The following is a 22,337-nucleotide window of genomic DNA, read 5'->3' on the forward strand; positions in this document are numbered from 1 at the left end:
GCCCCCGCCGCCCCGCCGTCGCCGCTCGCGCCCGCGGAGGTCCACGTTCCCCCCGTCCAGCGGCCCCGGACACCGGTCGGCCGGGTGCCGGCGGGCGGCGCGCCGCCGGCCCGCCCGGTCCGGACGCTCGGCGTTCCGGCCGGTACGGGCGGGTGGCCGGTCGCCGGGCCCGGCGGGAGACGGCGCGCGCCGCACCGGTCGACGGTCGGCGCCGCCGGACGGGCCGTGGTCCCCGCCCCGCGGATGGCCGAGGTGGCCACCGTCGAGATCAGCGCTGGCTGACCCGCACGTTCCCGCTGCCGGTGCTCAGGTCGAGCACCAGCGACGCCGCCGGGTCGTTCACCACGCCCAGGTCGCTGTCGCCCGAGCCGGTGCTGGCCCGCACCCGGTACCGGCCGGCCGGCACCCTCAGCTCCACGTCGCCGCTGGAGGCGTGCGCCCGCGCCGAGGCGGGCTCCTCCAGCTCGATCGTGACGTTGCCGGACTCGGCCTCGGCGTTCACCTCGCCGCGCAGCCGCAGGCCGGTGATGTCGCCGGACGAGGCGTGCAGGTCGACCGGGGCGCCCACGTCCTCCACCTCGATGTTGCCGGAGCCGGTCTCGGCGCGTACCGCGCCGGTGGCGCCGACGACCCGGATGTTGCCGGAGCCGAGGGTGAACTCCACCGGGCCGACCCGGCTCAGCTCCACGTTGCCGGAGCCGGTCTCGCCCCGTACCCGGACCCCCTCCGGGGCGGTCACCTCGTACGACACCGAGCAGCGGGGGCCGCACTCCGCGTCCAGCACCAGCTCGTCGCCCCGCACCTCGTACGTCGTGCGGGGCTGGTCGCCCTGGTAGCGCAGCACCCGCTGGATGCGTACCTCGGTGGCCGGGCCGGTGGCCCGGACCACCACGTCACCCGCGCCCGGCCGTACGGTGACGGTGCTGATCCGCACCGTCTCGGTGTGGTCGAAGTCCAGCCGCCGGAAGGAGAGCGTGTCGCACCCGGCGGCGAGGATGACGATGGCGGTCGCGCCCAGGGCGACGGCGGTGCGGGGAAGGGCCATGGTCAGCAACCTACGACCGGCCCCGCCCGCCGCACATCCGGGACGCGGCGCCGGTCCACCCCGAACCGACCCTGATTTCCCACCCCGAGGGAGAATGGCCTGATGCCCGGGTACCGCCGACAGCTCTACCGCGACGACGCGGTGGTCCTGCGTGTGCAGAAGCTGGGCGAGTCGGACCGGATCATCACGCTGCTGACCCGCCGGCACGGCCGGCTGCGCGCGGTGGCCCGGGGCATCCGGCGCACCACCAGCAAGTTCGGTGCCCGGCTGGAGCCCTTCGGCCACGTCGACCTCCAACTCGCCGGTGACCCGAAGGGCAACCAGGGCAGCTCGCTGCACACGGTCAGCCAGGTCGAGGGGATCGACCTCTACGGCAAGCGGTTCCTCGGCGACTATCCCCGCTACACCGCGGCCAGCGCGATCGCCGAGACCGCGGAGCGCCTCACCCCGGTCGAACGGGAGCCGTCGCTGCGACTGTTCCAGCTCACCCTCGGGGCGCTCAAGGCCCTCTCGCGGGGCGAGCACGCCACCACGCTGGTGCTCGACGCGTACCTGCTGCGCGGGATGGCGCTGGCCGGCTGGGCGCCCGCGCTGACCGCCTGCGCGGTCTGCGGCACGCCGGGGCGGCACCGTGCCTTCTCCGTGCCGGCCGGCGGCGCGGTCTGCCCGGACTGCCGGCCGCCCGGCGCGGCCCACCCGGCGCCGGCCACCATCGACCTGATGTCCGCGCTGACCAGTGGCGACTGGCGGGTCGCCGACGCCACCCCGACCGGCGTACGCCGGGAGTGCAGCGGCCTGGTCGCGGCGCACCTGCAGTGGCACCTGGAGCGCGCGCTACGCTCGCTGCCGCTGGTCGATCGGGGTGTCCCGGCGACCGGTGCGGTCCCGTCACCCGGCGGTGACGTGGCCGGTCCGGTCCCGCCGCCGCCCGGCGTCGGGGCCGGCGTGGACGGCGTGGACAGGGAGATGACCGAGTGATCCGATCGTTGAGGGCCGGCCGCCGTGCGCCGGTGCCGCCGACCCCGCACCCGTCGGGCGCCCGGCCGCCGGCGCTGCCCGCCGAGGCGGTGCCGAAGCACGTGGCCGTGGTGATGGACGGCAACGGCCGGTGGGCCAAGGAGCGCGGCCTGCCCCGCACCAAGGGTCACGAGGCGGGGGAGTTCAGCCTCTTCGACACCATCGAGGGCGCGATCGAGCTGGGCATTCCCTACCTCTCGGCGTACGCGTTCTCCACCGAGAACTGGCGGCGCTCGCCCGACGAGGTCCGGTTCCTGATGGGCTTCAACCGGGACGTGATCCGCCGCCGCCGCGACCAGCTCGTCGACCTGGGCGTGCGGGTGGTCTGGTCGGGCCGGGCGGGGCGGCTGTGGAAGAGCGTCATCTCCGAGCTGCAGACCGCCGAGGAGATGTCCCGGGGCAACTCGACGCTGACCCTGCAGTTCTGTGTGAACTACGGCGGGCAGGCGGAGATCGCCGACGCCGCCGCCGCGATCGCCCGCGACGTGGCCGCCGGCCGGCTCGACCCGGAGAAGGTCACCGAGAAGACGGTGGCGAAGTACCTCTACCACCCGGAGATCCCGGAGGTGGACCTGTTCCTGCGTCCGTCCGGTGAGGAGCGGATCTCCAACTTCCTGCTCTGGCAGACCGCGTACGCGGAGCTGGTGTTCCTCGACACCCTCTGGCCGGACTTCGACCGCCGGCACCTCTGGTACGCCTGCGAGCTGTACGCGCAGCGGGACCGCCGCTTCGGCGGCGCGCTGCCGAACCCGGTCGCACCGCAGCTGTAGAGGTCACGCTTAGCGAGGCGGTCGCGTGGGTATGCCTCTTCGACAGACACGACGCGGAGGTGAACCCACATGATTCAGAAGCGGATTGCCCAGTGGGCGGTCATGGCGGTCGCCGTGCCGCTGGCGGCGGCCGGCGCGCGCCGGCTCAGCCACACGCTGGAGGCCCGCCGGGGCCCGACCGGCGTGAGCCGACTGCTCAGCAAGGGCGCGGACATGCTGCGTCCGCAGAAGGCCAAGCGTCGCCGGTTCTGGTGAACCTCGACGCCCGGTACGCCGTCGGCGCCGCTCCCTCGGGGGCGGCGCTGACGCGTTCCGGCCGGTCGGCGCGGCCCGCGCGCGTACGATCAGCGCAGGGCGCGCCGCCCGGGCGCGTCGGCCACGGGGGTGGGGATGCCGGATCTCCGGTACAAGATGATCATGGCGCTGAACGCCGCCGACCTGGGCAGCCCGATCTGCGAGCAGGTGGCCGGCATCTGCGCCGAGATTGCCGTGCAGCACTGCGCCGAGCAGGGGCACGCCCCGAGCGTGCGCTCCGGCGAGATCGCCGAGCTGGCCACGGGTGAACCGGCGCTGACCTGGGCGCCGAACGAGACCGGGCAGCGGGCCTGGTGACCGCGCTGGCGCCGAGCCCGGCGGTGGACGTCCGCCGGGCCGAGGACCGGTTCAAGACCCGGCTGTCCTGGCTCGACTCGAAGCACTCCTTCTCGTTCTCCCGGCACTACGACCCGGCCAACACCCACCACGGGCTGCTGCTGGTCAACAACGACGACATCGTCCACCCGGGCACCGGGTTCGAGACCCACCCGCACGAGGACATGGAGATCGTGACCTGGGTGCTGCGCGGCTCGCTGGTGCACCAGGACTCCACCGGTCACAGCGGGGTCATCTATCCGGGGCTGGCCCAGCGGATGAGCGCCGGCACCGGCATCCTGCACTCGGAGAAGAACGACTCCTGGCGGCTGGAGGGGCGCGACCCGCACACCGAACCGGTCCACTTCGTACAGATGTGGGTGGTGCCCGACACCAGCGGCGTCGACCCCGGCTACGAGCAGCTGGAGATTGGTGACGAGCTGCTGCGCGGCGGGCTGGTGCCGGTTGCCTCCGGGATGGACCGCTACAAAGGCGCGTCGGCGATCCGGATCCGCAACCGGTACGCCACCCTGCACGCCGCCCGGCTCGCCCCCGGCGACGAGGTGACCCTGCCGGACGCGCCCTACCTGCACCTCTACGTGCCCACCGGCGCGGTGACGCTGGAGGGCGCCGGCCGGCTCGGCCAGGGCGACGCCGCCCGGATCACCATGACCGGCGGCCACCGGGTCGCCGCCACCGAGGCCGCCGAGATCCTGGTCTGGGAGATGCACGCCACCCTCGCCTGACCCGGCCCTCTCCACCGACCGCCCGCGCCGCGCGCGCCGCCTGCCGTCCGCGCCGCCTGCCGTCCGCGCCGGTTTGCGGCGTGTCGGGGTGTCCCCGGGTGGCGACACCCCGACACGCCGCAAACGGGGTCGGTCGGTCGATCGGTCAGCCGGCCACCTCGGCGCGGTCGCCGGCCCAGACGGTGTGGAACGTTCCGTCCCGGTCGACCCGGTGGTAGGTGTGCGCGCCGAAGTTGTCCCGCAGCCCCTGGATCAGCGCCGCGGGCAGCCGCTCCGCGCGCAGCGCGTCGAAGTAGGCCAGCGACGAGGAGAACGCCGGGGTGGGCACGCCGGCCCGGGCCGCGTCGGCGACCACCCGCCGCCAGCTCGGCACCCCGGCGGCGACCGCCTCGGCGAAGTACGGGGCCACCAGCAGCGTCGACAGGTCCGGCTGGGCGTCGTACGCCTCCCGGATGCGGTCGAGGAAGCGGGCCCGGATGATGCAGCCGCCCCGCCAGATGGTGGCGGTGCCGCCCAGGTCGATGCCCCAGTCGTACTCGCGGCTGCCGCCGCGGATCTGGTCGAAGCCCTGCGCGTACGCGACGATCTTGCTGGCCAGCAGCGCCCGCCGGACGTCCTCGACGAAGGTCTCCCGCTGCTCGACCTGCCACTTCTCGCCGGCGTCCGGGAAGGCCCGGCGGGCTGCCTCGCGCTGGCCGGCGTGGCCGGAGAGCGACCGGGCGAACGTGGCCTCGGCGATACCCGTGATCGGGATGCCGAGGTCGAGGGCGCTCTGCACGGTCCAGCGGCCGGTGCCCTTCTGCTCGGCCTGGTCGAGCACCACGTCGACGAAGGCCCGGCCGGTCGCCGCGTCGGTGTGCGCCAGCACGTCGGCGGTGATCTCGATGAGGAAGGACTCCAGCTCGCCGGTGTTCCACTCCCGGAAGATGTCGGCGATCTCCGCCGGGCTCGCCGACAGCCCCGCCCGCAGCAGGTCGTACGCCTCGGCGATGAGCTGCATGTCGGCGTACTCGATGCCGTTGTGCACCATCTTCACGAAGTGGCCCGCGCCGTCCGGGCCGATGTGCCGGCAGCACGGGGTGCCGTCCACCTGCGCGGCGATCTTCTCGAAGATCGGCCCGAGCTTCGCGTACGACTCGGCGGAGCCGCCGGGCATGATGCTCGGCCCGCGCAGCGCGCCCTCCTCGCCACCGGAGACACCGGTGCCGACGAAGTGCAGGCCGTGCCCGCGCAGCGCCTCCTCCCGGCGGCGGGTGTCGGCGAAGTGCGCGTTGCCGCAGTCGACGACGATGTCGCCCTCCTCCAGCAGAGGGATCAGCTCGTCGATCACCGCGTCGGTCGGGCCACCGGCCTTCACCATGACGATCACCGCGCGGGGCCGCTCCAGGCTGGCGACGAAGTCGGCCAGCGACTCCGACGCGACGAAGGTGCCCTCGTCGCCGTGCTCGGCGACCAGGCTGCGGGTGCGCTCCGAAGAGCGGTTGTGCACCGCCACGGTGAAGCCGTTGCGGGCCAGGTTGCGGGCCAGGTTGCGCCCCATCACCGCCAGCCCGGTCACCCCGATCTGCGCCGTCGCCTGCTGAGCCATCCGTCCCGCCACCTCTCGTCGGCCTGCCGTGCTGCGACCGTATCGCGGCAGGTGGCGGCCCGGGCGCGGACGTCGACGCTGGGTGAGCGGCGCGGTGCGCGGCGTCGCCGGCACCCGGCTGCGGGGCCGGGCGAGACGGGCGGCGGCGCCGGCGTCAGCCCTCGGCCAGGCGGGCCTCGACGTGGGCGACCTTGCCGGTCAGCGCGTCGGTGACCCCGGGCCGCACGTCGGCCTTGAGCACCACGCTGACCCGGGGCGCCCGTTCGGCCACCACGTCGACCGCCTGCTTGAGCACCGCCATCACCTCGTCCCACTCACCCTCGACCGTGGTGAACATGGCGTCGGTGCGGTTGGGCAGGCCGGAGGCGCGGACCACCCGGACCGCCTCGGCGACCAGGTCGCCGACGGACTCGCCGACGCCCAGCGGAGTAATCGAGAACGCGATCAGCATGCCGCCGATGGTGCCAGTAAATGGGCTGCGGCCGCCGCCGTCGGCGGGTTAGCCTTACGGCATGCGTATCTGACGCCCCACCTTCAGCCAGTCGGGCCCGCCGCCGTTGCGGGTCCGGCCGCGCCGGGCGTCCGCATCCCCACCCTCTTTCCGGTGGTGTCTCCGTGGTCGGGTCGCCCGGGCCGTTCCCTGCCCGTCGACCGCCCCGCCGCGCGGTGCGGTCCCCGCATCCGAAGGAGGCAGCGTATGCCCGCCAAGCGCAGTCCGAAGAAGTCCCGCCCGCAGGCCACGTCCACGGTGGCGGTGAGCCCGCCGGACGCCGACGCGCTCACCGTGACGCCGGCCGCCCCGGTCACCCTGCCCGAGGAGACGGCGTCCGCGCCCACCGCCGCCCGGCCCGCCCCGACCCCGCCGCCGTGGACCGGCGCGCCGGTGCGTGGCGGCTCCACCGCCGCCCGCGGCCACACCCGCCGGTACGCGTTCCGCCGCAGCTGATCGGCGCTGCCGGGCGGCCGCGTACCGATGCCGGCGCTCCCGACGCGGCGTGTCGCGGCGCGGCAGCATGACCGCGACGAGCGTGATACCTCTGGGGCATCTTGATGCCTCGGAGGTATCACGCTCACCCGGCACCCTCGCTCCGGGCGCGGCCCGGCCGGAGGAACCGCCGGCGTCCCTGAGCACCACGGCCGGCCCCGGCCACGCCGGCCGCCGGTCGCTAACCGGCCGCCGGGTCAGCCCAGCAGCGGGCGGAAGGTGCCGAGCGCGACGCTGACCGCGATCGCCGCGCCGGCCAGCACGGCCGCCCCGGCGACGAGCAGCCCGTCGGCCCAGCCGAACCGCTGCCGGCGGGCGACCGTACGCGGAATGCCGGCGTCGAAACCCCGGGCGTCCATCGCCACCGCCAGCCGGGTGCCCCGGCGGATCGCCCCGACCAGCAGGGCGAACGCGGTCGACACGAACAGCCGCAGCTTCGCCACCGGGTTGCGCCCGGCGTCCACCCCGCGCGCCCGGCGGGCCATCGAGATCATCTGCCACTCCTGCCCGAGCAGCGGGACCAGCCGGAACGCGGCCAGCGTCCCGATCGCAAAGCGGGCCGGTGCCTTCGCGTTCTGGACCAGGGCGTCGGCCAGGTCCGTCGGGTCGGTGGTGGCGAAGACGATCAGGCCGGGCAGGGCCACCGCGAACATCCGCAGCACCAGCCCGAGCGCGGCCAGCAGCACCCCCGAGGTGACCAGCAGCCCTCCGGCGTCCAGCAGCACCCGGCCGGACCGGTCGGCGGCGAAGAGCACCAGGGTGACCAGGATGCCGGCCCCGCCGGCCAGCAGCGGCAGTGCCCGCCGGGCCAGCACCCGCAGCCGGATCCCGAACAGCGGCAGCACCGCCAGCTCGATCGCGATCGCGATGGCCGGCGCGACCGGGTCCAGCGTGGCGATCAGGGCGGCCGAGAAGACCAGCGCGGCGGCCAGCTTGGCGACCGGGTTGCGCCGGGCCAGCGGTGCGCCCGGCGAGGCGACCGGTTCGAGGCTGATCACGGGCGCCGCCCGGGAGCATCGTCGGCCGCCTCGACGGCGGGCCGCCGCGCCAGGGTGACGGTGCGGTCGGCGAGCGCGGCGACGAAGTCCGCGTCGTGGGTGACGGTGACGACGCCGTGCCCGGCGTCGCGCAGGTCGGCGAAGAGGTCGACCAGCTCCAGCCAGGTGCGCCGGTCCTGGCCGAAGGTCGGCTCGTCGCAGATCAACAGGCGGGGCGCGGTGGCCAGCGCGGTCGCCACGCTCAGCCGCCGCGCCTCCCCGCCCGACAGGGTGTACGGGTTCGCCGCGGCCAGCCTGGTCAGCCGCAGCCGGTCGAGCAGGGCGTCGACGGTGGCGCGTACGGCCGGCTCGGACTGGCCGGTCCGGCGGGGGCCGAGCGCCAGCTCGTCGAAGACGGTGGCGGTGACGAACTGGTGCTCCGGGTCCTGGAAGACCGAGCCGATCCGGCGGGCCAGCGCGGGCGCCCGCCAGCGGTGCGGGGGAGTGCGCTCGTCCGCACCGGCCAGTGCTGCGGTGGCGGTGACCCGGCCGGCGCCGGGGCGGAGCAGGCCGCCGAGGAGCAGGGCCAGGGTCGACTTGCCGGCGCCGTTGGGCCCGCGTACGGCGAGCGCCTCGCCGGCGCGTACCCGCAGATCGGTGGCGGCCAGCCGGGGCGGCAGGCCGAGCCGGTCGGCGGTGAGCAACTCGTCGCCGGGGGAGGTGGCGGCGTGCCGGGGCGGGATGGTCCGGCCCGGCACCCAGACGCCCTCGGCCGCGAGGGTGTCGCCGTGCGCGGCGAAGACCGCCTCCGGCGGGCCGTCCGCGCGGACGCCGCCGCCGGGCTCCAGCACCACCACCCGGTCGACCAGCGGCAGCGCCTCGGCGACCCGGTGTTCGACCAGGATGAGCGTGGTGTCGGCGGTCAGCGCCCCGGCGACCGCCCGGCGGACCAGGTCGGCCCCGGCCGGGTCGAGGTTGGCGGTCGGCTCGTCGAGCAGCAGCAGGCCGGGGCGCAGGGCCAGCGCCCCGGCCAGGGCGAGGCGCTGCTGCTCACCGCCGGAGAGCGCCGCCGTGGGCCGGTCCCGGTGGTACGGGAAACCGACCCGGCGCAGCGCCTCGTCCACCCGCGGCCAGATCTCCCCGGCCGGTACCCCCCGGTTCTCCAGCCCGAACGCGACGTCGTCGCCGCAGCGGGCCATCACCAGCTGGGTCTCCGGATCCTGGAAGACGATGCCGACCCGGTCCCGGTCCTTGCGCGGATCGAGCCCGTCGACCTCGACGGTGCCCTCCTGCTCGCCGGAGTCCTCGGCCAGCAACCCGGCCAGCGCGGCCAGCAGGGTGCTCTTGCCCGCCCCGGACGGCCCGAGCAGCAGCACCCGCTCCCCGGCCTCGATCTTCAGGTCCACCCCGCGTACGGCCCACGCCTTCCGCCCCGCGTGCCGCCACCCGAATCCCCGCACCTCCACCCCGCTCACCCGCACCCCCTCGCCTTCCACCCTGCCCCGGTGATCATGAAGTTGCCGGCAGTTGCCGAGATCCACATCGCCGTCAACTTCATGATCAACCAGGTCGGGTGGGTCGGTGGTCAGATGGCGGGGCGGTTGCGGGCGACGGGGAAGCGGTCCAGGACGCCGGTGCGGGCGAGCGCGTGGGTGAGGGCTACGGCGCCCAGGCCGGCGATGACCAGGGAGCTGGCCGCGGTGATCAGGATGTAGGGGAGGCGGAAGCTGCCCCACGCGGTGCCCGGGTACCAGACGAAGACGTCGTAGATCGCCGCCGCCAGGCCGGCCAGCGTGGCGGCCAGCAGGGCGACGGGCAGCCGGAAGACGCGGTACCCGAACGCTGCGAAGGCCAGTTCCGCCGCGGCGGCCTCCAGCGGACCCTGGATGACCAGCGTCCAGCCCCAGCTGCTGCCCAGCGCCACCGAGACCAGCGCGGCGACGGTGAGCGTGAAGAAGGCGGCACCCGGCTTGCGGATGATCAGCCCGCCCAGCACGGCGGGGACCAGCCAGACGCCGTAGATGACCGCCCGGCCGGGCAGCGGGATGGCGTCGGCGGGGCCGTTCCAGAGCAGGCCCCAGGCCCAGAAGATGATGCCGAAGGCCACCCCGAGGACCGCCGCGATGACGATGTCGATGGTGCGCCACCGCCTGTTGTGGGTGATGTTCATGTGTGCTCCCAGTCCAAATGATCGAACCAGGAGAAGACGCACGCCGCGCCCGGTTGGGACCGGACGGCGGCGCGGCTGGAGGTCGACCGAACTCCCTGCGCTGGCATTACCCAGATCAGGTTCGAGGGTCTGCGGGCGGTGCCCGCACTCTCAGCGCTGTGCGCTCCCCTGTCGGATGTGAAGTTGTCTCGTCGACGCTAACAGCTCGGACCCGGCCACCGTCGGCCCGGGTGCGCGAGCGCCGGCCTGGGTAGGCTGCCGATCATGCGGGTCGAGGCGCGAGGACTGACGTTCGAGGTACGCACCGGCGGCCCGGAGGGCGGTGATCCCGTCCTCCTGCTGCACGGTTTCCCGCAGCACGGTGGCGAGTGGGACGAGGTGGTGCCGGCGCTGCACGCCGCCGGCCTGCGCACGTACGCGCCGGACCAGCGGGGCTACTCGCCGGGCGCCCGGCCCGCCGAGGTACGCGCCTACCGGATGCCGGAGCTGGTCGCGGACGCGGTGGCGCTGCTCGACGCGCTGGGGGTCGAGGCGGCTCACGTCGTCGGGCACGACTGGGGCGCCGCCGTCGCCTGGCGGCTCGCCGCGCACCATCCGGAACGGGTCCGCACGTTGACCGCAGTCTCCGTGCCGCACCCGGCCGCGATGTCGTACGCGCTGGGCAACGACCGCCGGCAGCAGGCGCGCTCGTCGTACATGCTGCTGTTCCGTCAGGCGGGCCTGGCGGAGAAGGTGCTGCTGGCCTTCGACGCGGCCGTGCTGCGCCGGATGCTCTCCGCGGTGGGCGACGCCGGGCGGGTGGCCCGGTACGCCGAGCCGCTGCGCCAGCCGGGCGCGCTGACCGGCGCGCTGAACTGGTACCGGGCCATGTCCCGGGCCGACCTGGCGCAGACCGGACCGGTCGCGGTGCCGACCACCTTCGTCTGGAGCGACAAGGACGTCGCGATCGGCCGGACCGCCGCCGACGCCTGCGCCGGCCACGTGACCGGGCCGTACCGGTTCGTCGTGCTCCCCGGCGTCACCCACTGGATCCCCGACGAGGCGCCGGCTCCGCTGGCCGAGGCGATCCTGGCCCGGGTACGCGGCCTGGCCTGAGCCCGCCCAGCGGGCCGGCCCGGCGAACGACGAGCAGGACGACGAAGGAGAGGAACGCATGACGGTGAGCGCCGAGGCATACCTGGCGGTGGTGACCGAGACGATCGGCCGGGTGGCGGCGAGCCAGCGGGAGGCGGTGGGCCGGGCGGCCGACCTGATCGCCGAGGCGTTGCGGGCCGACGGGGTGGTGCACGCCTTCGGCACCGGCCACTCCGAGGCGCTGGCGATGGAGATCGCCGGCCGGGCCGGTGGGCTGGTGCCGACCAATCGGATCGCGCTGCGCGACCTCGTGCTGGTCGGCGGGGAGCCGGCGAGCATCCTCGGGCCGCACCTGGAGCGCGATCCGGCCGTGGCGCACCGGCTCTACGAGCTGGCCCCGGTCCGCCCGTCGGACATCTTCGTGCTCGCCTCCAACTCCGGGGTCAACGGCGCGATGGTCGAGTTCGCCTCCCTGGTCGTCGAGCGTGGGCACCGGCTGGTGGCGATCACCTCGGCGGAGCACTCCGGCCGGATGGCCTCGCGCCACCCGTCCGGGCGCAAGCTCGCCGACTTCGCCGACGTGGTGCTCGACAACGGCGCCCCGTACGGCGACGCCACCCTGCCGCTGCCGGACGGCGGCGCGGTCGGCGCGGTCTCCTCGATCACGGCGGCGCTGCTCGCCCAGCAGATCGTGGCCGAGACGGTGGCCCGGCTGATCGCGGCGGGGGAGCGGCCCCCGGTCTACCTGTCGGCCAACATCACCGGCGGCGACGAGCACAACGCCGCGCTGGAGGCCCGGTACGCCGGCCGCATCCGCCGGGGATCATGAAGTGGTTTCGCGCGCCTTCGGTTCGGGCATTGGCGTTGCTGCCGGCGGGGTGAGCCCCGTCGGCAGTACCGTCTCTTCCGGAGGTAGCGCGTGTCGAAGGAATCCGAGAAGCAGCGCTGGCAGCGCAACTTCGCCGATCTGCTCCAGGAGCTGCGGGTCGCACAGACCGGGGTGCAGATCCTCTTCGCGTTCCTGCTCACCCTGCCGTTCAGCAACGGCTTCGGCCGGACCAGCAGTTTCCAAAAGGACGTCTACATCATCGCGCTGCTGTCGGCGGCCGCCGCGACCGCGTTGATCATCTCGCCGGTCGCCTTCCACCGTGCGCTGTTCCGCCAGGGCCGCAAGCCGGAGCTGGTGCGCTTCGCACACCGGATGGCCAGCGGCGGCCTCGCCTTCATGCTGATCTCGATGGTCAGCGCGGTGCTGCTGATCACCGACTTCGTCCTGAGCCGGCCGATCGCGCTCCTGCTCAGCGCGCTCACCGCGCTGTGGTTCCTGACCTTCTGGATGATCCTGCCGTTCGCCCGGCGCAACTGGGGCGAGGACGACATCGACGACGACGATGCCGAGCCGCAGTCGCTGACCGGCGGCTGAGCCCTGCGCGCCGGTCACCGGCGGCGAAAATCGGACGTACACGCAACGCTACCCCTGGGTAACACCCGGGGGTAGCGTTGCTCGTGTCGAGCACGTCGACGCATCCGGACCGAGGTTCGAGGGGGCAGCCGTGACCACGACGCACAACAGCCGACCCGCCGGGGACGGCGCCGGACCGCTGCCGGCCGAGGCGGGCCAGGTCTCCGAGAAGGAGGCCCGACAGGTCGCCGAGGCGGCCCGGGAGACCGCCTGGGACCGGCCCAGCTTCGGCAAGGAACTCTTCCTCGGCCGGTTCCGGCTCGACCTGATCCACCCCTGGCCCCGCTCCGACCCGGAGGACGACGCGCGCGCCGAGCGGTTCCTGGGTGAGCTCGGGGCGTACCTGCGCTCCGAGGTGGACGGGGCCGCCATCGAGCGCGACGCGTCCATTCCGGACGAGGTCTTCCAGGGGCTGGCCCGCCTCGGCGCGTTCGGCATGAAGATCGACCGGAAGTACGGCGGTCTCGGGCTGAGCAACCTGCACTACTGCCGGGCGCTGATGCTGGCCGGTTCGGTCAGCCCGGCGATCGGCGCGCTGCTCTCCGCCCACCAGTCGATCGGCGTGCCGCAGCCGCTGAAGATGTTCGGCACCGCCGAGCAGAAACAAGCCTTCCTGCCCCGGCTCGCCGCCGGAGAGGTCTCCGCGTTCCTGCTCACCGAGCCGGACGTCGGCTCCGACCCGGCCCGGCTGGGCACCACCGCCGAGCCGACCGCGGACGGGACGGGCTACCGGCTCAACGGGGTGAAGCTCTGGGCCACCAACGGCACCGTCGCCACCCTGCTGGTGGTGATGGCGCGGGTGCCGGCCGGCGAGGGGCGGCGCGGCGGCATCACCGCGTTCGTGGTCGACGGCGACAGCGAGGGCATCACCGTCGAACGGCGCAACGCCTTCCTCGGCCTGCGCGGCCTGGAGAACAGCGTCACCCGGTTCCACGACGTCTTCGTGCCCCGGGAGAACGTCATCGGCGGCGAGGGCAAGGGGTTGAAGATCGCCCTGACCACGCTGAACACCGGCCGGCTGTCGCTGCCGGCGATGTGCGTCGGCGCGGGCAAGTGGTCGCTGAACGTGGCCCGGGAGTGGGCCGCCGACCGGGTGCAGTGGGGCCGGCCGGTCGGCGAGCACGAGGCGGTCGCCCAGAAGCTCTCCTTCATCGCCGCCACCACGTACGGCATGGAGACCATGCTCGACCTCTGCTGCCTGCTCGCCGACGACGACCGCAACGACATCCGGATCGAGGCGGCCCTGGTCAAGCTCTACGCCAGCGAGATGGCCTGGAAGATCGCCGACGAGCTGATCCAGATCCGGGGCGGGCGCGGCTACGAGACGGCCGACTCGCTCGCCGCCCGGGGCGAACGCCCGGCCGCGGTCGAGCAGTTGCTGCGGGACCTGCGGATCAACCGGATCTTCGAGGGCTCGACCGAGATCATGCACCTGCTCATCGCCCGGGAGGCGGTCGACGCGCACCTCTCGGTGGCCGGCGACATCATCGACCCGGACGCGGGCCTCGGCCGCAAGGCGAAGGCGGGAGCGCGAGCCGGGGCCTTCTACGCCCGGTGGCTGCCCACCCTCGCCGTGGGCAAGGGGCAGAGCCCGAACGCGTACGGCGAGTTCGGCCCGCTCGCCGGCCACCTGCGGCAGGTGGAGCGGTACTCCCGCAAGCTGGCCCGCTCGACGTTCTACGCGATGTCCCGCTGGCAGGGGAAGATGGAACGCAAGCAGGCGTTCCTGGGCCGGGTGGTGGACATCGGCGCGGAGCTGTTCGCGATGTCCGCGGTCTGCGTGCGGGCGTACGCGGAGCGGGACACCCGCCCGGAGAACGTCGAGCTGGCGGACCTGTTCTGCCGGCAGGCGCGGGTCCGGGTGGAGCAGCTGTTCACCGCGCTGTGGGAGAACACCGACTCGGTCGACGTGGCGGCGGCGAAGCGGATCCTCGCCGGCCGGTACGCCGCGTTGGAGTCCGGCGTGCTCACCCCGCCGGCCGACGCTCCCTGGGTGGCACACTGGTCACCCGGCCCGTCGGCCACGCCGGACGTCCGCCGCCGCATCCCCCGGCAGGGCTGACGCCCTCGGCTCGCCACCAACTGCGGCCTGTCGCGCGCCGGCCGCCCGGCCACCCCGACCTGCGGGCGCGGGGCCGGCCGGGCGGCCCGGGCGCTCCCACCGCGGTCAGCGGGCGATGGCCCAGGCCAGCACGGCCGCGAGGATCAGCCCGTTGAGCAGAGCGAGCACCAGGTACGCCTGCGGCGGGATCTTGCGACCCTTGCGGACGAAGCTCACCAGGACGGCGGCGTACCCGAGCAGCAGCACGGCGACGACGATCAGGAAGTACAGCACCGCCACACCCTAGCGGCCGCTGCGCAGGCCGAGTCGGCGCAGCTCCAGTGCGGCGAGCGCGTCGACGGTGGCGTCGTCGCCCCGCCGCCACGCCTCGGCCACGTCCGGATCGATCTTCGTCAGCTTGCGCAGCGGCTGCCCGGCGAGTGCGCGCAGCGCCAGCAGGTCCCGCCCGGCCGGGGCGTGGGCGAGCGCCTGCGCCGAGGCGGCCCGGCGCATCCAGCGCAGCCGCAGCGGCAGCCAGCCGAAGAGCACCAGACCCAGCGGGAAGATCAGTACGGCGATGGCGAGCGCCAGGGCGAGCTGGCCGACCAGCTCCTGCTGGTCCCGGCCGGCGTCGGCGACCGAGCGGGCCGCCTCGGCCGCGCGCTCGAACGGCGCGGTCAGCTCGTCGCCGACCAGCGGCACCCGGCCGACCTTGCCACCGGCGTCGGCCAGGTTGTCGGCGAGGCCACCGCCGGCCCCCTCCAGCTTCCGCCCGGGTACGGCGAGCTTCTGCACCAGGTCGTACACCCACTGGGCGAAGCGGATCGCCGCGTACACCCAGACGACGACGAGCAGGTCGGTGAGGAGCTGACGGAGGGCGACGGGGAAGCGATCTGCGTAGATCTTCACGCCGGACAGCGTGCCACGGCGTCGCGCGGGGGGCACCCCCTGAAACACCGGCGTCAGCCGGCGCACCCCGGGCAGGTGCCGAAGATCTCCAGGGTGTGGCTGACGTCGGCGTACCCGTGCTGGGCGGCGACCCGCTCGGCCCAGCTCTCCACCGCCGGCCCGGCCACCTCGACCGTACGGCCGCAGGCCCGGCAGACCAGGTGGTGGTGGTGTCCCTGGCTGCACCGGCGGTAGAGGTGCTCCCCGCCGGGCGGGCGCATCACGTCGATCTCACCGGCGTCCGCGAGGCCCTGCAGGGTGCGGTAGACGGTGGTCAGCCCGACCCGCTCGCCCCGGTCGCGGAGCATCGCGTGCAGGTCCTGCGCGCTGTGGAAGCCCTCCATCTCGGCGAGCAGGGCACTCACCGCCGTGCGCTGCCGCGTGTTGCGCAGCGTCCCCTCGCTCATGATCCCTCCCCGGCGTGGCTCACCGCGTCCGCCACGATGTGCGCGACGTGCTCGTCGACCAGGGTGTACGCGATCTCGCGGCCGCGCCGCGAGCCGCGGACCACCCCCGCGCCGCGCAGCACCCGCAGGTGCTGGGAGACCAGCGGCTGTGGGGCGCCGAGCTTCTCCACCAGCTCGTGCACACACCGTTCACCCTGCGCCAGCTCGCTCACGATCGCCAGCCGGATCGGGGCGGAGAGGGCACGGAGCAGATCGCCCGCGCCCTCGTAGGCCTCGTACCCGTTCGTGCCGGTCACCCTGCAACGGTAACCAACACCACCGACAGGTGGCCGGGCAGCGTCACCGCAGCACCACCTCGTGCGGTTCGGGCGCGGGCGTGGCGGCCGGGACGGCCCGCCGGCGCAGCCGCCGCCAGCCGGCGGCGCCGAGCGCGATCACCAGGAACGAGGCGATCGCCAGCAGCACCACCGACGCCCCCGGGGCGGTGTCCGCGGTGGCCGCCACCCAGACCCCGGAGCCGGCCGCGAAGACGCCGAGTGCCATGGCCGCCGTCATGGTGCTGCGGAAGCCCCGGGTCACCTGCTGCGCGGTGGCCACCGGCACCACCATCAGGGCGCTGATCAGCAGCACCCCCACCGCCCGCATGGCGATGGTGACGGTGACCGCGGTGGCCACGGCCAGCAGCAGGTTCAGCGTCCGGACGGGCAGCCCGGAGACCCGGGCGTACTCCTCGTCGTGGCAGACCGCGAAGAGCGCCGGGCGCAGCGCCAGCATGGTGACGCCGACGGCCACCCCGAGCACCGCGATGGTGATCAGGTCCTGCGGCGAGATGGTGGTCAGCGAGCCGAAGAGGTACGCGGTGAGGTTGGCGCTGGTGGCGTCGGAGAGCCCGACCAGCATCACCCCGCCGGCGATGCCGCCGTAGAAGAGCAGCGCCAGCGCCAGGTCGCCGGAGGTGCGCCCGCGGGCCCGGACCAGCTCGATGGTGATCGCGCCGAGGGTCGCCACGATCACCGCCACCAGCACGGGGGAGCGGTTGAGCAGCAGCCCGGCGCCGACGCCGGTCAGCGCCACGTGGCCGATGCCGTCGCCGATCAGGGTCAGCCGCCGCTGCACCAGGTAGATGCCGAGCGCCGGGGCGGCCAGGCCGATGATCAGTGCGCCGATCAGCGCACGCTGCATGTACGGGTACTGGAAGAGTTCCATGGTCAGCTGCTCCACAGCCCGGCGGGCTCGTCGGGACCGTGCGGGTGCACGTGGTCGTGGTCGGGCTCCGCGTGGTGGCCGGCGGGCTCGGGCACCGGGCCGTCGTGGCAGATCCCACCCTCGTGCACGACCACCGCCCGGCTGATCAGCGGGCGCAGCGGCCCCAGCTCGTGGGCGACGAGCAGCACGGTGCCGCCGTCGGCGACGAATCCGCGCAGCGCGGTGGCGAACGCCTCCTGGCTGGCGGCGTCGACCCCGGCGGTCGGCTCGTCGAGCACCAGCAGCTCCGGTCGGCCGGCGAGGGCCCGGGCGATCAGGGTGCGCTGCTGCTGGCCGCCGGAGAGGGTGGCGACCGGGTCGGCGGCCCGGTCGGCGAGCCCTACCGCGCGCAGCGCCGCCTCGACCGCCTCCCGGTCGGCGCGCCCCGGCGGGCGGAGCACGCCCCGGCGGGCCAGCCGGCCGGAGGCGACCACCTCGCCGACCGTGGCCGGTACGCCGCCGCCCGCACCGAGCCGCTGCGGGACGTACCCGATGCGCCGCCACTGCCGGAACCGGCGCAGCGGGGTGCCGAACAGCTCGACGGCACCGGCGGTCAGGGGGACCAGTCCGAGCGCGGCGCGGATCAGGGTGGACTTGCCGGAGCCGTTGGCCCCCAGGACGGCGACCACCTCGCCGGCGGTGACGGTGAGCGAGACGTCCCGCAGCACGGGCCGGCCGTCGTAGCCGACCACCCCGTGCGTGACGCCGATGACAGGTGCGTTCACGAGCAGCTCAACGCCGTCCGCAGGGTCTGCAGGTTGGTACGCATCACCGAAAGGTAGTCCCCGCCGGAGTCGCTCGACAGCCCTTCGATCGGGTCCAGCACCGCGGTCTTCGCGCCGACCTCCGCGGCGATGGTCTCGGCGACCTTCGGGCTGACCAGCGTCTCGAAGAAGATCGTGGTGGCCTTGTGCTCCCGGGCCTCCTCGGCGACCTCGGCCAGCCGCTGCGGGCTGGGCTCGTTCTCCGGGCTGAGACCGGTGATGCCGACCTGCTCCAGCTGGTAGCGCTCGGTGAGGTAGCCGAACGCGGTGTGGCTCACCACGATCTCCCGCCGCTGGCAGGTCTTCAGCCCGGCGGCGAACTCGGCGTCGAGCTTCTCCAGTTCGCCGCGGAGCGCCCCGGCCCGGGCGGTGTAGTCCGCGGCCCGGTCCGGATCGGCCCGGCCGAGCCGCTGGGCGAGCTGGTCGCCGACGGCGGCCAGCCGGGTCGGGTCGAGCCAGAGGTGGGGGTCGAGAGCGCCGGCCGGCTCCTCGGCGTGACCGGCCTCACCCTCGTGCTCGTGGCCGCCGGCTGCGGCGGTCAGCAGCGGCTGGACGGTCGCCACGTCGAAGGCGCGGTCGGCGGCGTTCTGGTCCACCGCCTCGTCCACGTTCGGCTGGAAGCCCTTGAGGTAGACGACCAGCTCCGCCTCGGTGACCTGCCCGACCTGGCGCGGGTTGAGCTCCAGGTCGTGCGGCTCGGCGCCCGGCTTGGCCAGGTTGGTCACGGTGACCGCGTCGCCGCCGATCCGCTGGGCGAGGAACTGCAGCGGGTAGAAGGCGGCCACCACGTCGACCCGCTGCGGGTCGGCGTCCGCCCCGCCGGGCGAGCAGGCGGCGAGGCCGCCGAGGGCGAGCAGGGCGGTGGCGGCGGCCAGGGCGCGCGGAGCGGAGCGGATGGTCATGTCATTAACTGTCCGTGACAACGGAAATGATTGTCAAAAACGCATGAGTGCATGTCAGATCAGCTTGGCCAGCGCGACCGCGACCAGCAGGGTCAACATCACCAGCCGGATCATCCGGGTCTGCGGCGCCTGCACCGGCCAGGTGGTGGCCAGCAGCCAGGTCAGCCCCGCGGCGAGGACCAGCAGCAGCACCCCGCCCACCGGCCCGGGCGCGAAGAGCGCCACCAGCACCACCGCCAGCGTGGCGAGGAACACCGACGTCGGGTTGACCCGGGCCAGCCGGACCAGCAGAGGGCTCTGCGTACGCTGCATCCCACAGACTCTACGAGGAGGACGCCGGTGCTGGTGACCAACCGGTTCGTGGTCGAGGTGGATGTCGCCGACGACTTCGTCGCCCGGGCGCACGCCGCCCTCGCCGCGCTCGCCGCCCGCCCCGGCTACCTGCGCGGCGAGCTGCTGCGCGCCCTCGACGACCCGGCCCACTGGTGCCTGCTCACCGAGTGGGAGTCGGTCGGGGCGTACCGGCGGGCGCTGGGCGGGTTCGACGTCAAGATCGCCGCGGTGCCGCTGCTGGCCGAGTCGCTCGACGAGCCGTCCGCGTACGAGACGCTGGCCGCCGCCGCTCCCGGCGGCGAGGTGGTGGTGGCCACCAGTGATCGGGCCGCGAGTCCGCACCGCTGAACCGGCGGGCACTACCCTGCAGTCATGACCGCACCCGGCCCGGCAGCCCCACCGCCGTACCCCGCGACGCCTACTACCGGGCGCTGGTGCGCAAGGAGTACGGCGCGGCGTACGACAAGCTCTGCGACGACGCGCAGCGACGCGAGTCCCGGGCGGAGTTCGCCCAGCGGGTCGCCGACGAGCCGGCGGTCGCCACCTACCGGGTGGGTGACGTCGATCCCAACGCGCTGACCGTGCCGGTGGACGTCACCTTCAGCGGTGGCTTCCGGGACACCCAGCAGGTCACCCTCGCGCCGGACCAGCAGACCGGCGGCATGGAGGTCTGCGGGGTCAACTGACCCGTGGCGAGTATTCTGCTGGGCTCGGGACGCCGCTGGTCGTACCGTTGTCCCGAACTGTTCGTTCCGTCCACATCACGTCCCCGCCGACCGCCAGCCGGCGTAGGAGGAAACATGCCAGCCGACCGTATCGACGCCGTTGTCAGCCTCGCCAAGCGCCGAGGCTTCGTCTTCCCCTCCAGCGAGATCTACGGGGGCACCCGCTCGGCGTGGGACTACGGTCCGCTCGGCGTGGAGCTCAAGGAGAACGTCCGCCGGCAGTGGTGGAAGACCATGGTGCAGCAGCGCGACGACGTCGTCGGCCTGGACTCCGCGGTCATCCTGGCCCGCAAGGTCTGGGAGGCCTCCGGCCACATCGCCGAGTTCGTCGACCCGCTCACCGAGTGCCAGTCGTGCCACAAGCGGTTCCGCGCCGACCACCTGGAGGAGGCGTACGCCGAGAAGCACGGCAAGCCGCTGACCTCGCTGTCCGAGCTGAACTGCCCGAACTGCGGCAACAAGGGCACCTTCACCGAGCCGAAGATGTTCAACGGCCTGATGAAGACCTACCTCGGCCCGGTGGAGAGCGACGAGGGCCTGCACTACCTGCGTCCGGAGACCGCCCAGGGCATCTTCGTCAACTACAAGAACGTGGAGACGGTCGCCCGCAAGAAGCCGCCGTTCGGCATCGCGCAGACCGGCAAGTCGTTCCGCAACGAGATCACCCCGGGCAACTTCATCTTCCGCACCCGCGAGTTCGAGCAGATGGAGATGGAGTTCTTCGTCGAGCCGGGCTCCGACGAGCAGTGGCACGAGTACTGGCTCCAGGAGCGCTGGAACTGGTACCTCGACCTGGGCCTGTCGGCGGACAACCTGCGCCTGTACGAGCACCCCAAGGAGAAGCTCTCCCACTACTCGAAGCGCACCGTCGACATCGAGTACCGGTTCCAGTTCGGCGGCAGCGAGTTCGCCGAGCTGGAGGGCATCGCCAACCGGACCGACTTCGACCTCTCCACGCACAGCAAGCACTCCGGCGTCGACCTGTCCTACTTCGACCAGACGAAGCAGGAGCGCTGGATGCCGTACGTCATCGAGCCGGCCGCCGGCCTCACCCGCGCGGTGCTGGCGTTCCTGCTCGAGGCGTACGACGAGGACGAGGCGCCGAACACCAAGGGCGGCGTGGACAAGCGCACCGTGATGCGCTTCGACCCGCGGCTGGCGCCGGTCAAGGTGGCGGTGCTGCCGCTGTCCCGCAACGAGGCGCTCTCGCCGAAGGCGAAGGGCCTCGCCGCGCAGCTGCGCAAGCGCTGGGTGGTCGAGTTCGACGACTCGCAGGCGATCGGCCGCCGCTACCGCCGCCAGGACGAGATCGGCACCCCGTTCTGCGTGACCGTCGACTTCGACACCCTCGACGACGACGCGGTGACCGTGCGGAACCGGGACACCATGGCCCAGGAGCGGGTCGCGCTGGACCAGGTCGAGCGCTACCTGATCGAGCGCCTGCCGGGCTGCTGAACCGACCGCGCCGACGGCCCCGCCCCCGACCAGGGGCGGGGCCGTCGCCGTCGATGGCCCCTCGGCCGGCGGTTGCGCCCACCCGGTGGTTGAGCCGGGCATGATCTCGTGCGAGCATTCCCGGCGTTGAATCTCATCACGGGGGTGTCTGCATGACGCGCGCGTCGCAACAGGACAACGACCACGACCCGAAGCGGCGCCGCCTGCTGCGCCGCGCCGCCACGGTCGCCGCCACCACGGCCGGCGCCGGCGTCGTCGCCGCGGTGGCCGCGCCCGGCACCGCCCAGGCCGCGGCGGGCGACAGCCTGATCATGGGTACGACGAACGAGGCCGGCGGGGCCAGCACCACCCTCACTCACACCGACACCCCGCTGGTGCTGGCCAACCCGGCCGGCGCGCCGCTGCGGCTGGTGCCGAGCTCCGGCCTCTACCCGCACGTGCTCGACTCCGAGCCCGGCACCGTGGCGATGGACGACCAGGGCGACCTCTTCGTCCGGGCGGGCACCGGCGCCAACCCCAGCAACGGCTGGGCGTGGACCAGCGAGTGGGCCACCACCTCGGTCGCCGTTCCGCCGACCCGGATCCTCGACACCCGCGACGCCAACCTGCGGCGCAACATCGTCTCCGGCTCGCTGGACTCGCTCAGCCGGCTCCAGCCGGGCGTGCCGATCGTGCTCGCCCTCGACTCGTACGTCCGCGACGGCTACGCCATCAAGGGCAACGTCACGGTGGTCGGGATGACCGGCGCCGGCGTGCTCACCGTCTGGGGCAGCGGCACCAAGCCCACCGCCTCCACGGTCAACTGGGCGACCGCCGGCACGATCCTGTCCAACTTCCTCTTCACCGAGCTGGGCGCCTTCGGGGCGTACCGCAGCGTGCTGACCCTCCAGGCCACCTCGTCGCCGACCCACGCGATCGTCGACATGACCAGCCTGCTGGTCGGCCACCCGAGCCAGGTCCTGCTCGGCGGCGGGGCGTAGGTGACCCGGCCGCTGCCGGCCCGCCCCGACCGCCGTTCGTCGCAGACCGCCAACCCATGACACGGGGGAATGA

27 protein-coding genes, 2 pseudogenes and 1 riboswitch are annotated in these 22,337 nt (G+C 73.9%); of the genes and pseudogenes, 15 read left to right on the top strand and 14 right to left on the bottom strand.

What is annotated here, in order from left to right; all coding sequences use genetic code 11:
* A pseudogene (locus tag ACSNN7_RS07695) lies at positions 1 to 282 on the top strand (hypothetical protein); the annotation flags it as partial.
* Here ACSNN7_RS07695 and ACSNN7_RS07700 read toward each other — a convergent pair.
* Complete coding sequence (locus ACSNN7_RS07700; protein ID WP_436679964.1) at positions 269 to 1,045, bottom strand: DUF4097 family beta strand repeat-containing protein; 777 nt, start codon at positions 1,043 to 1,045, stop codon at positions 269 to 271. The pseudogene ACSNN7_RS07695 and the gene ACSNN7_RS07700 overlap by 14 nt on opposite strands.
* Before the next feature lie 102 nt (positions 1,046 to 1,147).
* Between ACSNN7_RS07700 and recO the strand changes: the two genes are divergently transcribed.
* The 5 genes from recO (at position 1,148) to ACSNN7_RS07725 (ending at position 4,208) form a co-directional block, all read left to right on the top strand.
* Positions 1,148 to 2,023 (top strand): DNA repair protein RecO, encoded by an 876-nt coding sequence (recO, locus tag ACSNN7_RS07705; RefSeq protein ID WP_436679965.1) that lies wholly within the window; start codon positions 1,148 to 1,150, stop codon positions 2,021 to 2,023.
* Between the two features lie 32 nt (positions 2,024 to 2,055).
* Complete coding sequence (locus ACSNN7_RS07710) at positions 2,056 to 2,832, top strand: isoprenyl transferase (protein WP_334455217.1); 777 nt, start codon at positions 2,056 to 2,058, stop codon at positions 2,830 to 2,832.
* A 69-nt stretch (positions 2,833 to 2,901) separates the two neighbouring features.
* The gene (locus tag ACSNN7_RS07715) at positions 2,902 to 3,087 is read left to right on the top strand and encodes a hypothetical protein (protein ID WP_088960799.1); all 186 of its coding nucleotides are present in this window, start codon (positions 2,902 to 2,904) and stop codon (positions 3,085 to 3,087) included.
* Positions 3,088 to 3,222: 135 nt separating this feature from the next.
* Positions 3,223 to 3,444, top strand: a complete 222-nt coding sequence (locus ACSNN7_RS07720; protein ID WP_436679966.1) for a thioredoxin reductase — start codon at positions 3,223 to 3,225, stop codon at positions 3,442 to 3,444.
* Positions 3,441 to 4,208, top strand: coding sequence for a pirin family protein (locus ACSNN7_RS07725; RefSeq protein ID WP_436679968.1), 768 nt, complete (start codon positions 3,441 to 3,443; stop codon positions 4,206 to 4,208). The genes ACSNN7_RS07720 and ACSNN7_RS07725 overlap by 4 nt, the downstream gene beginning before the upstream one ends.
* 145 nt (positions 4,209 to 4,353) lie before the next feature.
* Here the strand turns inward: ACSNN7_RS07725 and gndA are convergent, their stop codons facing one another.
* Together gndA and ACSNN7_RS07735 are read right to left on the bottom strand one after the other, a co-directional pair.
* Positions 4,354 to 5,796, bottom strand: a complete 1,443-nt coding sequence (gndA, locus tag ACSNN7_RS07730) for an NADP-dependent phosphogluconate dehydrogenase (protein WP_436679970.1) — start codon at positions 5,794 to 5,796, stop codon at positions 4,354 to 4,356.
* A gap of 154 nt (positions 5,797 to 5,950) precedes the next feature.
* Complete coding sequence (locus tag ACSNN7_RS07735; protein ID WP_334455218.1) at positions 5,951 to 6,247, bottom strand: MTH1187 family thiamine-binding protein; 297 nt, start codon at positions 6,245 to 6,247, stop codon at positions 5,951 to 5,953.
* 246 nt (positions 6,248 to 6,493) lie between these two features.
* On the opposite strand from ACSNN7_RS07735, the gene ACSNN7_RS07740 reads away from it, so the two are divergent.
* The gene (locus ACSNN7_RS07740) at positions 6,494 to 6,742 is read left to right on the top strand and encodes a hypothetical protein (protein WP_436679971.1); all 249 of its coding nucleotides are present in this window, start codon (positions 6,494 to 6,496) and stop codon (positions 6,740 to 6,742) included.
* A 236-nt stretch (positions 6,743 to 6,978) separates the two neighbouring features.
* Here ACSNN7_RS07740 and ACSNN7_RS07745 read toward each other — a convergent pair whose 3' ends face one another.
* The 3 genes from ACSNN7_RS07745 to ACSNN7_RS07755 form a co-directional block, all read right to left on the bottom strand.
* Complete coding sequence (locus ACSNN7_RS07745; RefSeq protein WP_436679973.1) at positions 6,979 to 7,779, bottom strand: energy-coupling factor transporter transmembrane component T family protein; 801 nt, start codon at positions 7,777 to 7,779, stop codon at positions 6,979 to 6,981.
* A complete protein-coding gene (locus tag ACSNN7_RS07750; RefSeq protein ID WP_436679974.1) occupies positions 7,776 to 9,233 on the bottom strand; it encodes an ABC transporter ATP-binding protein in 1,458 nt (485 codons plus the stop codon). Before ACSNN7_RS07750 ends, ACSNN7_RS07745 begins: the two co-directional genes overlap by 4 nt.
* Before the next feature lie 110 nt (positions 9,234 to 9,343).
* Complete coding sequence (locus tag ACSNN7_RS07755) at positions 9,344 to 9,928, bottom strand: ECF transporter S component (protein ID WP_436679976.1); 585 nt, start codon at positions 9,926 to 9,928, stop codon at positions 9,344 to 9,346.
* Positions 9,929 to 10,002: 74 nt separating this feature from the next.
* A riboswitch (TPP riboswitch) is annotated at positions 10,003 to 10,108 on the bottom strand.
* Between the two features lie 84 nt (positions 10,109 to 10,192).
* Between ACSNN7_RS07755 and ACSNN7_RS07760 the strand changes: the two genes are divergently transcribed.
* The 4 genes from ACSNN7_RS07760 to ACSNN7_RS07775 all read left to right on the top strand — a co-directional run bounded on the left by ACSNN7_RS07760 (position 10,193) and on the right by ACSNN7_RS07775 (position 14,526).
* Positions 10,193 to 11,023, top strand: coding sequence for an alpha/beta fold hydrolase (locus ACSNN7_RS07760; protein WP_436679977.1), 831 nt, complete (start codon positions 10,193 to 10,195; stop codon positions 11,021 to 11,023).
* A gap of 58 nt (positions 11,024 to 11,081) precedes the next feature.
* Positions 11,082 to 11,831 (top strand): sugar isomerase domain-containing protein, encoded by a 750-nt coding sequence (locus tag ACSNN7_RS07765; RefSeq protein WP_436679978.1) that lies wholly within the window; start codon positions 11,082 to 11,084, stop codon positions 11,829 to 11,831.
* 90 nt (positions 11,832 to 11,921) lie between these two features.
* A complete protein-coding gene (locus ACSNN7_RS07770; protein WP_436679979.1) occupies positions 11,922 to 12,425 on the top strand; it encodes a DUF6328 family protein in 504 nt (167 codons plus the stop codon).
* A 130-nt stretch (positions 12,426 to 12,555) separates the two neighbouring features.
* Positions 12,556 to 14,526, top strand: a complete 1,971-nt coding sequence (locus tag ACSNN7_RS07775) for an acyl-CoA dehydrogenase family protein (protein WP_436679980.1) — start codon at positions 12,556 to 12,558, stop codon at positions 14,524 to 14,526.
* Positions 14,527 to 14,631: 105 nt separating this feature from the next.
* On the opposite strand, the gene ACSNN7_RS07780 is transcribed toward ACSNN7_RS07775, so the two are convergent.
* The 8 genes from ACSNN7_RS07780 to ACSNN7_RS07815 are packed head-to-tail and all read right to left on the bottom strand — an operon-like array spanning position 14,632 to position 19,083.
* Entirely contained in the window at positions 14,632 to 14,799 is a 168-nt protein-coding gene (locus tag ACSNN7_RS07780) for a hypothetical protein (RefSeq protein ID WP_436679981.1), read from the bottom strand.
* A gap of 9 nt (positions 14,800 to 14,808) precedes the next feature.
* Positions 14,809 to 15,414, bottom strand: coding sequence for a hypothetical protein (locus tag ACSNN7_RS07785; RefSeq protein WP_436679982.1), 606 nt, complete (start codon positions 15,412 to 15,414; stop codon positions 14,809 to 14,811).
* 53 nt (positions 15,415 to 15,467) lie between these two features.
* Entirely contained in the window at positions 15,468 to 15,860 is a 393-nt protein-coding gene (locus ACSNN7_RS07790) for a Fur family transcriptional regulator (RefSeq protein ID WP_436679983.1), read from the bottom strand.
* Entirely contained in the window at positions 15,857 to 16,156 is a 300-nt protein-coding gene (locus ACSNN7_RS07795) for an ArsR/SmtB family transcription factor (protein WP_436679984.1), read from the bottom strand. The genes ACSNN7_RS07790 and ACSNN7_RS07795 overlap by 4 nt, the downstream gene beginning before the upstream one ends.
* A gap of 43 nt (positions 16,157 to 16,199) precedes the next feature.
* Positions 16,200 to 17,066 carry a metal ABC transporter permease gene (locus ACSNN7_RS07800; protein ID WP_436680041.1) on the bottom strand — a complete coding sequence of 289 codons (867 nt, stop codon included), beginning with the start codon at positions 17,064 to 17,066 and terminating at the stop codon, positions 16,200 to 16,202.
* Positions 17,067 to 17,068: 2 nt separating this feature from the next.
* The gene (locus tag ACSNN7_RS07805) at positions 17,069 to 17,830 is read right to left on the bottom strand and encodes a metal ABC transporter ATP-binding protein (protein WP_436679985.1); all 762 of its coding nucleotides are present in this window, start codon (positions 17,828 to 17,830) and stop codon (positions 17,069 to 17,071) included.
* Positions 17,827 to 18,771: a metal ABC transporter substrate-binding protein gene (locus ACSNN7_RS07810; protein ID WP_436679986.1), complete on the bottom strand. Its 945-nt coding sequence runs from the start codon at positions 18,769 to 18,771 to the stop codon at positions 17,827 to 17,829. The genes ACSNN7_RS07805 and ACSNN7_RS07810 overlap by 4 nt, the downstream gene beginning before the upstream one ends.
* Positions 18,772 to 18,825: 54 nt before the next feature.
* On the bottom strand, positions 18,826 to 19,083 hold the full coding sequence (locus ACSNN7_RS07815; RefSeq protein WP_436679987.1) for a DUF6703 family protein: 258 nt from the start codon (positions 19,081 to 19,083) through the stop codon (positions 18,826 to 18,828).
* Between the two features lie 27 nt (positions 19,084 to 19,110).
* On the opposite strand from ACSNN7_RS07815, the gene ACSNN7_RS07820 reads away from it, so the two are divergent.
* The 4 genes and pseudogenes from ACSNN7_RS07820 to ACSNN7_RS07835 all read left to right on the top strand — a co-directional run bounded on the left by ACSNN7_RS07820 (position 19,111) and on the right by ACSNN7_RS07835 (position 22,264).
* Positions 19,111 to 19,452 (top strand): antibiotic biosynthesis monooxygenase family protein, encoded by a 342-nt coding sequence (locus ACSNN7_RS07820; RefSeq protein ID WP_436679988.1) that lies wholly within the window; start codon positions 19,111 to 19,113, stop codon positions 19,450 to 19,452.
* Positions 19,453 to 19,523: 71 nt separating this feature from the next.
* Positions 19,524 to 19,790: pseudogene (locus tag ACSNN7_RS07825) on the top strand (hypothetical protein); the annotation flags it as partial.
* A 114-nt stretch (positions 19,791 to 19,904) separates the two neighbouring features.
* Positions 19,905 to 21,284 carry a glycine--tRNA ligase gene (locus tag ACSNN7_RS07830; protein ID WP_436679989.1) on the top strand — a complete coding sequence of 460 codons (1,380 nt, stop codon included), beginning with the start codon at positions 19,905 to 19,907 and terminating at the stop codon, positions 21,282 to 21,284.
* 152 nt (positions 21,285 to 21,436) lie between these two features.
* Positions 21,437 to 22,264, top strand: coding sequence for a hypothetical protein (locus ACSNN7_RS07835; protein ID WP_436679991.1), 828 nt, complete (start codon positions 21,437 to 21,439; stop codon positions 22,262 to 22,264).
* Positions 22,265 to 22,337 lie beyond the last annotated feature (73 nt).

The organism is Micromonospora sp. URMC 105, assembly GCF_051386295.1.
GTDB lineage: Bacteria > Actinomycetota > Actinomycetes > Mycobacteriales > Micromonosporaceae > Micromonospora.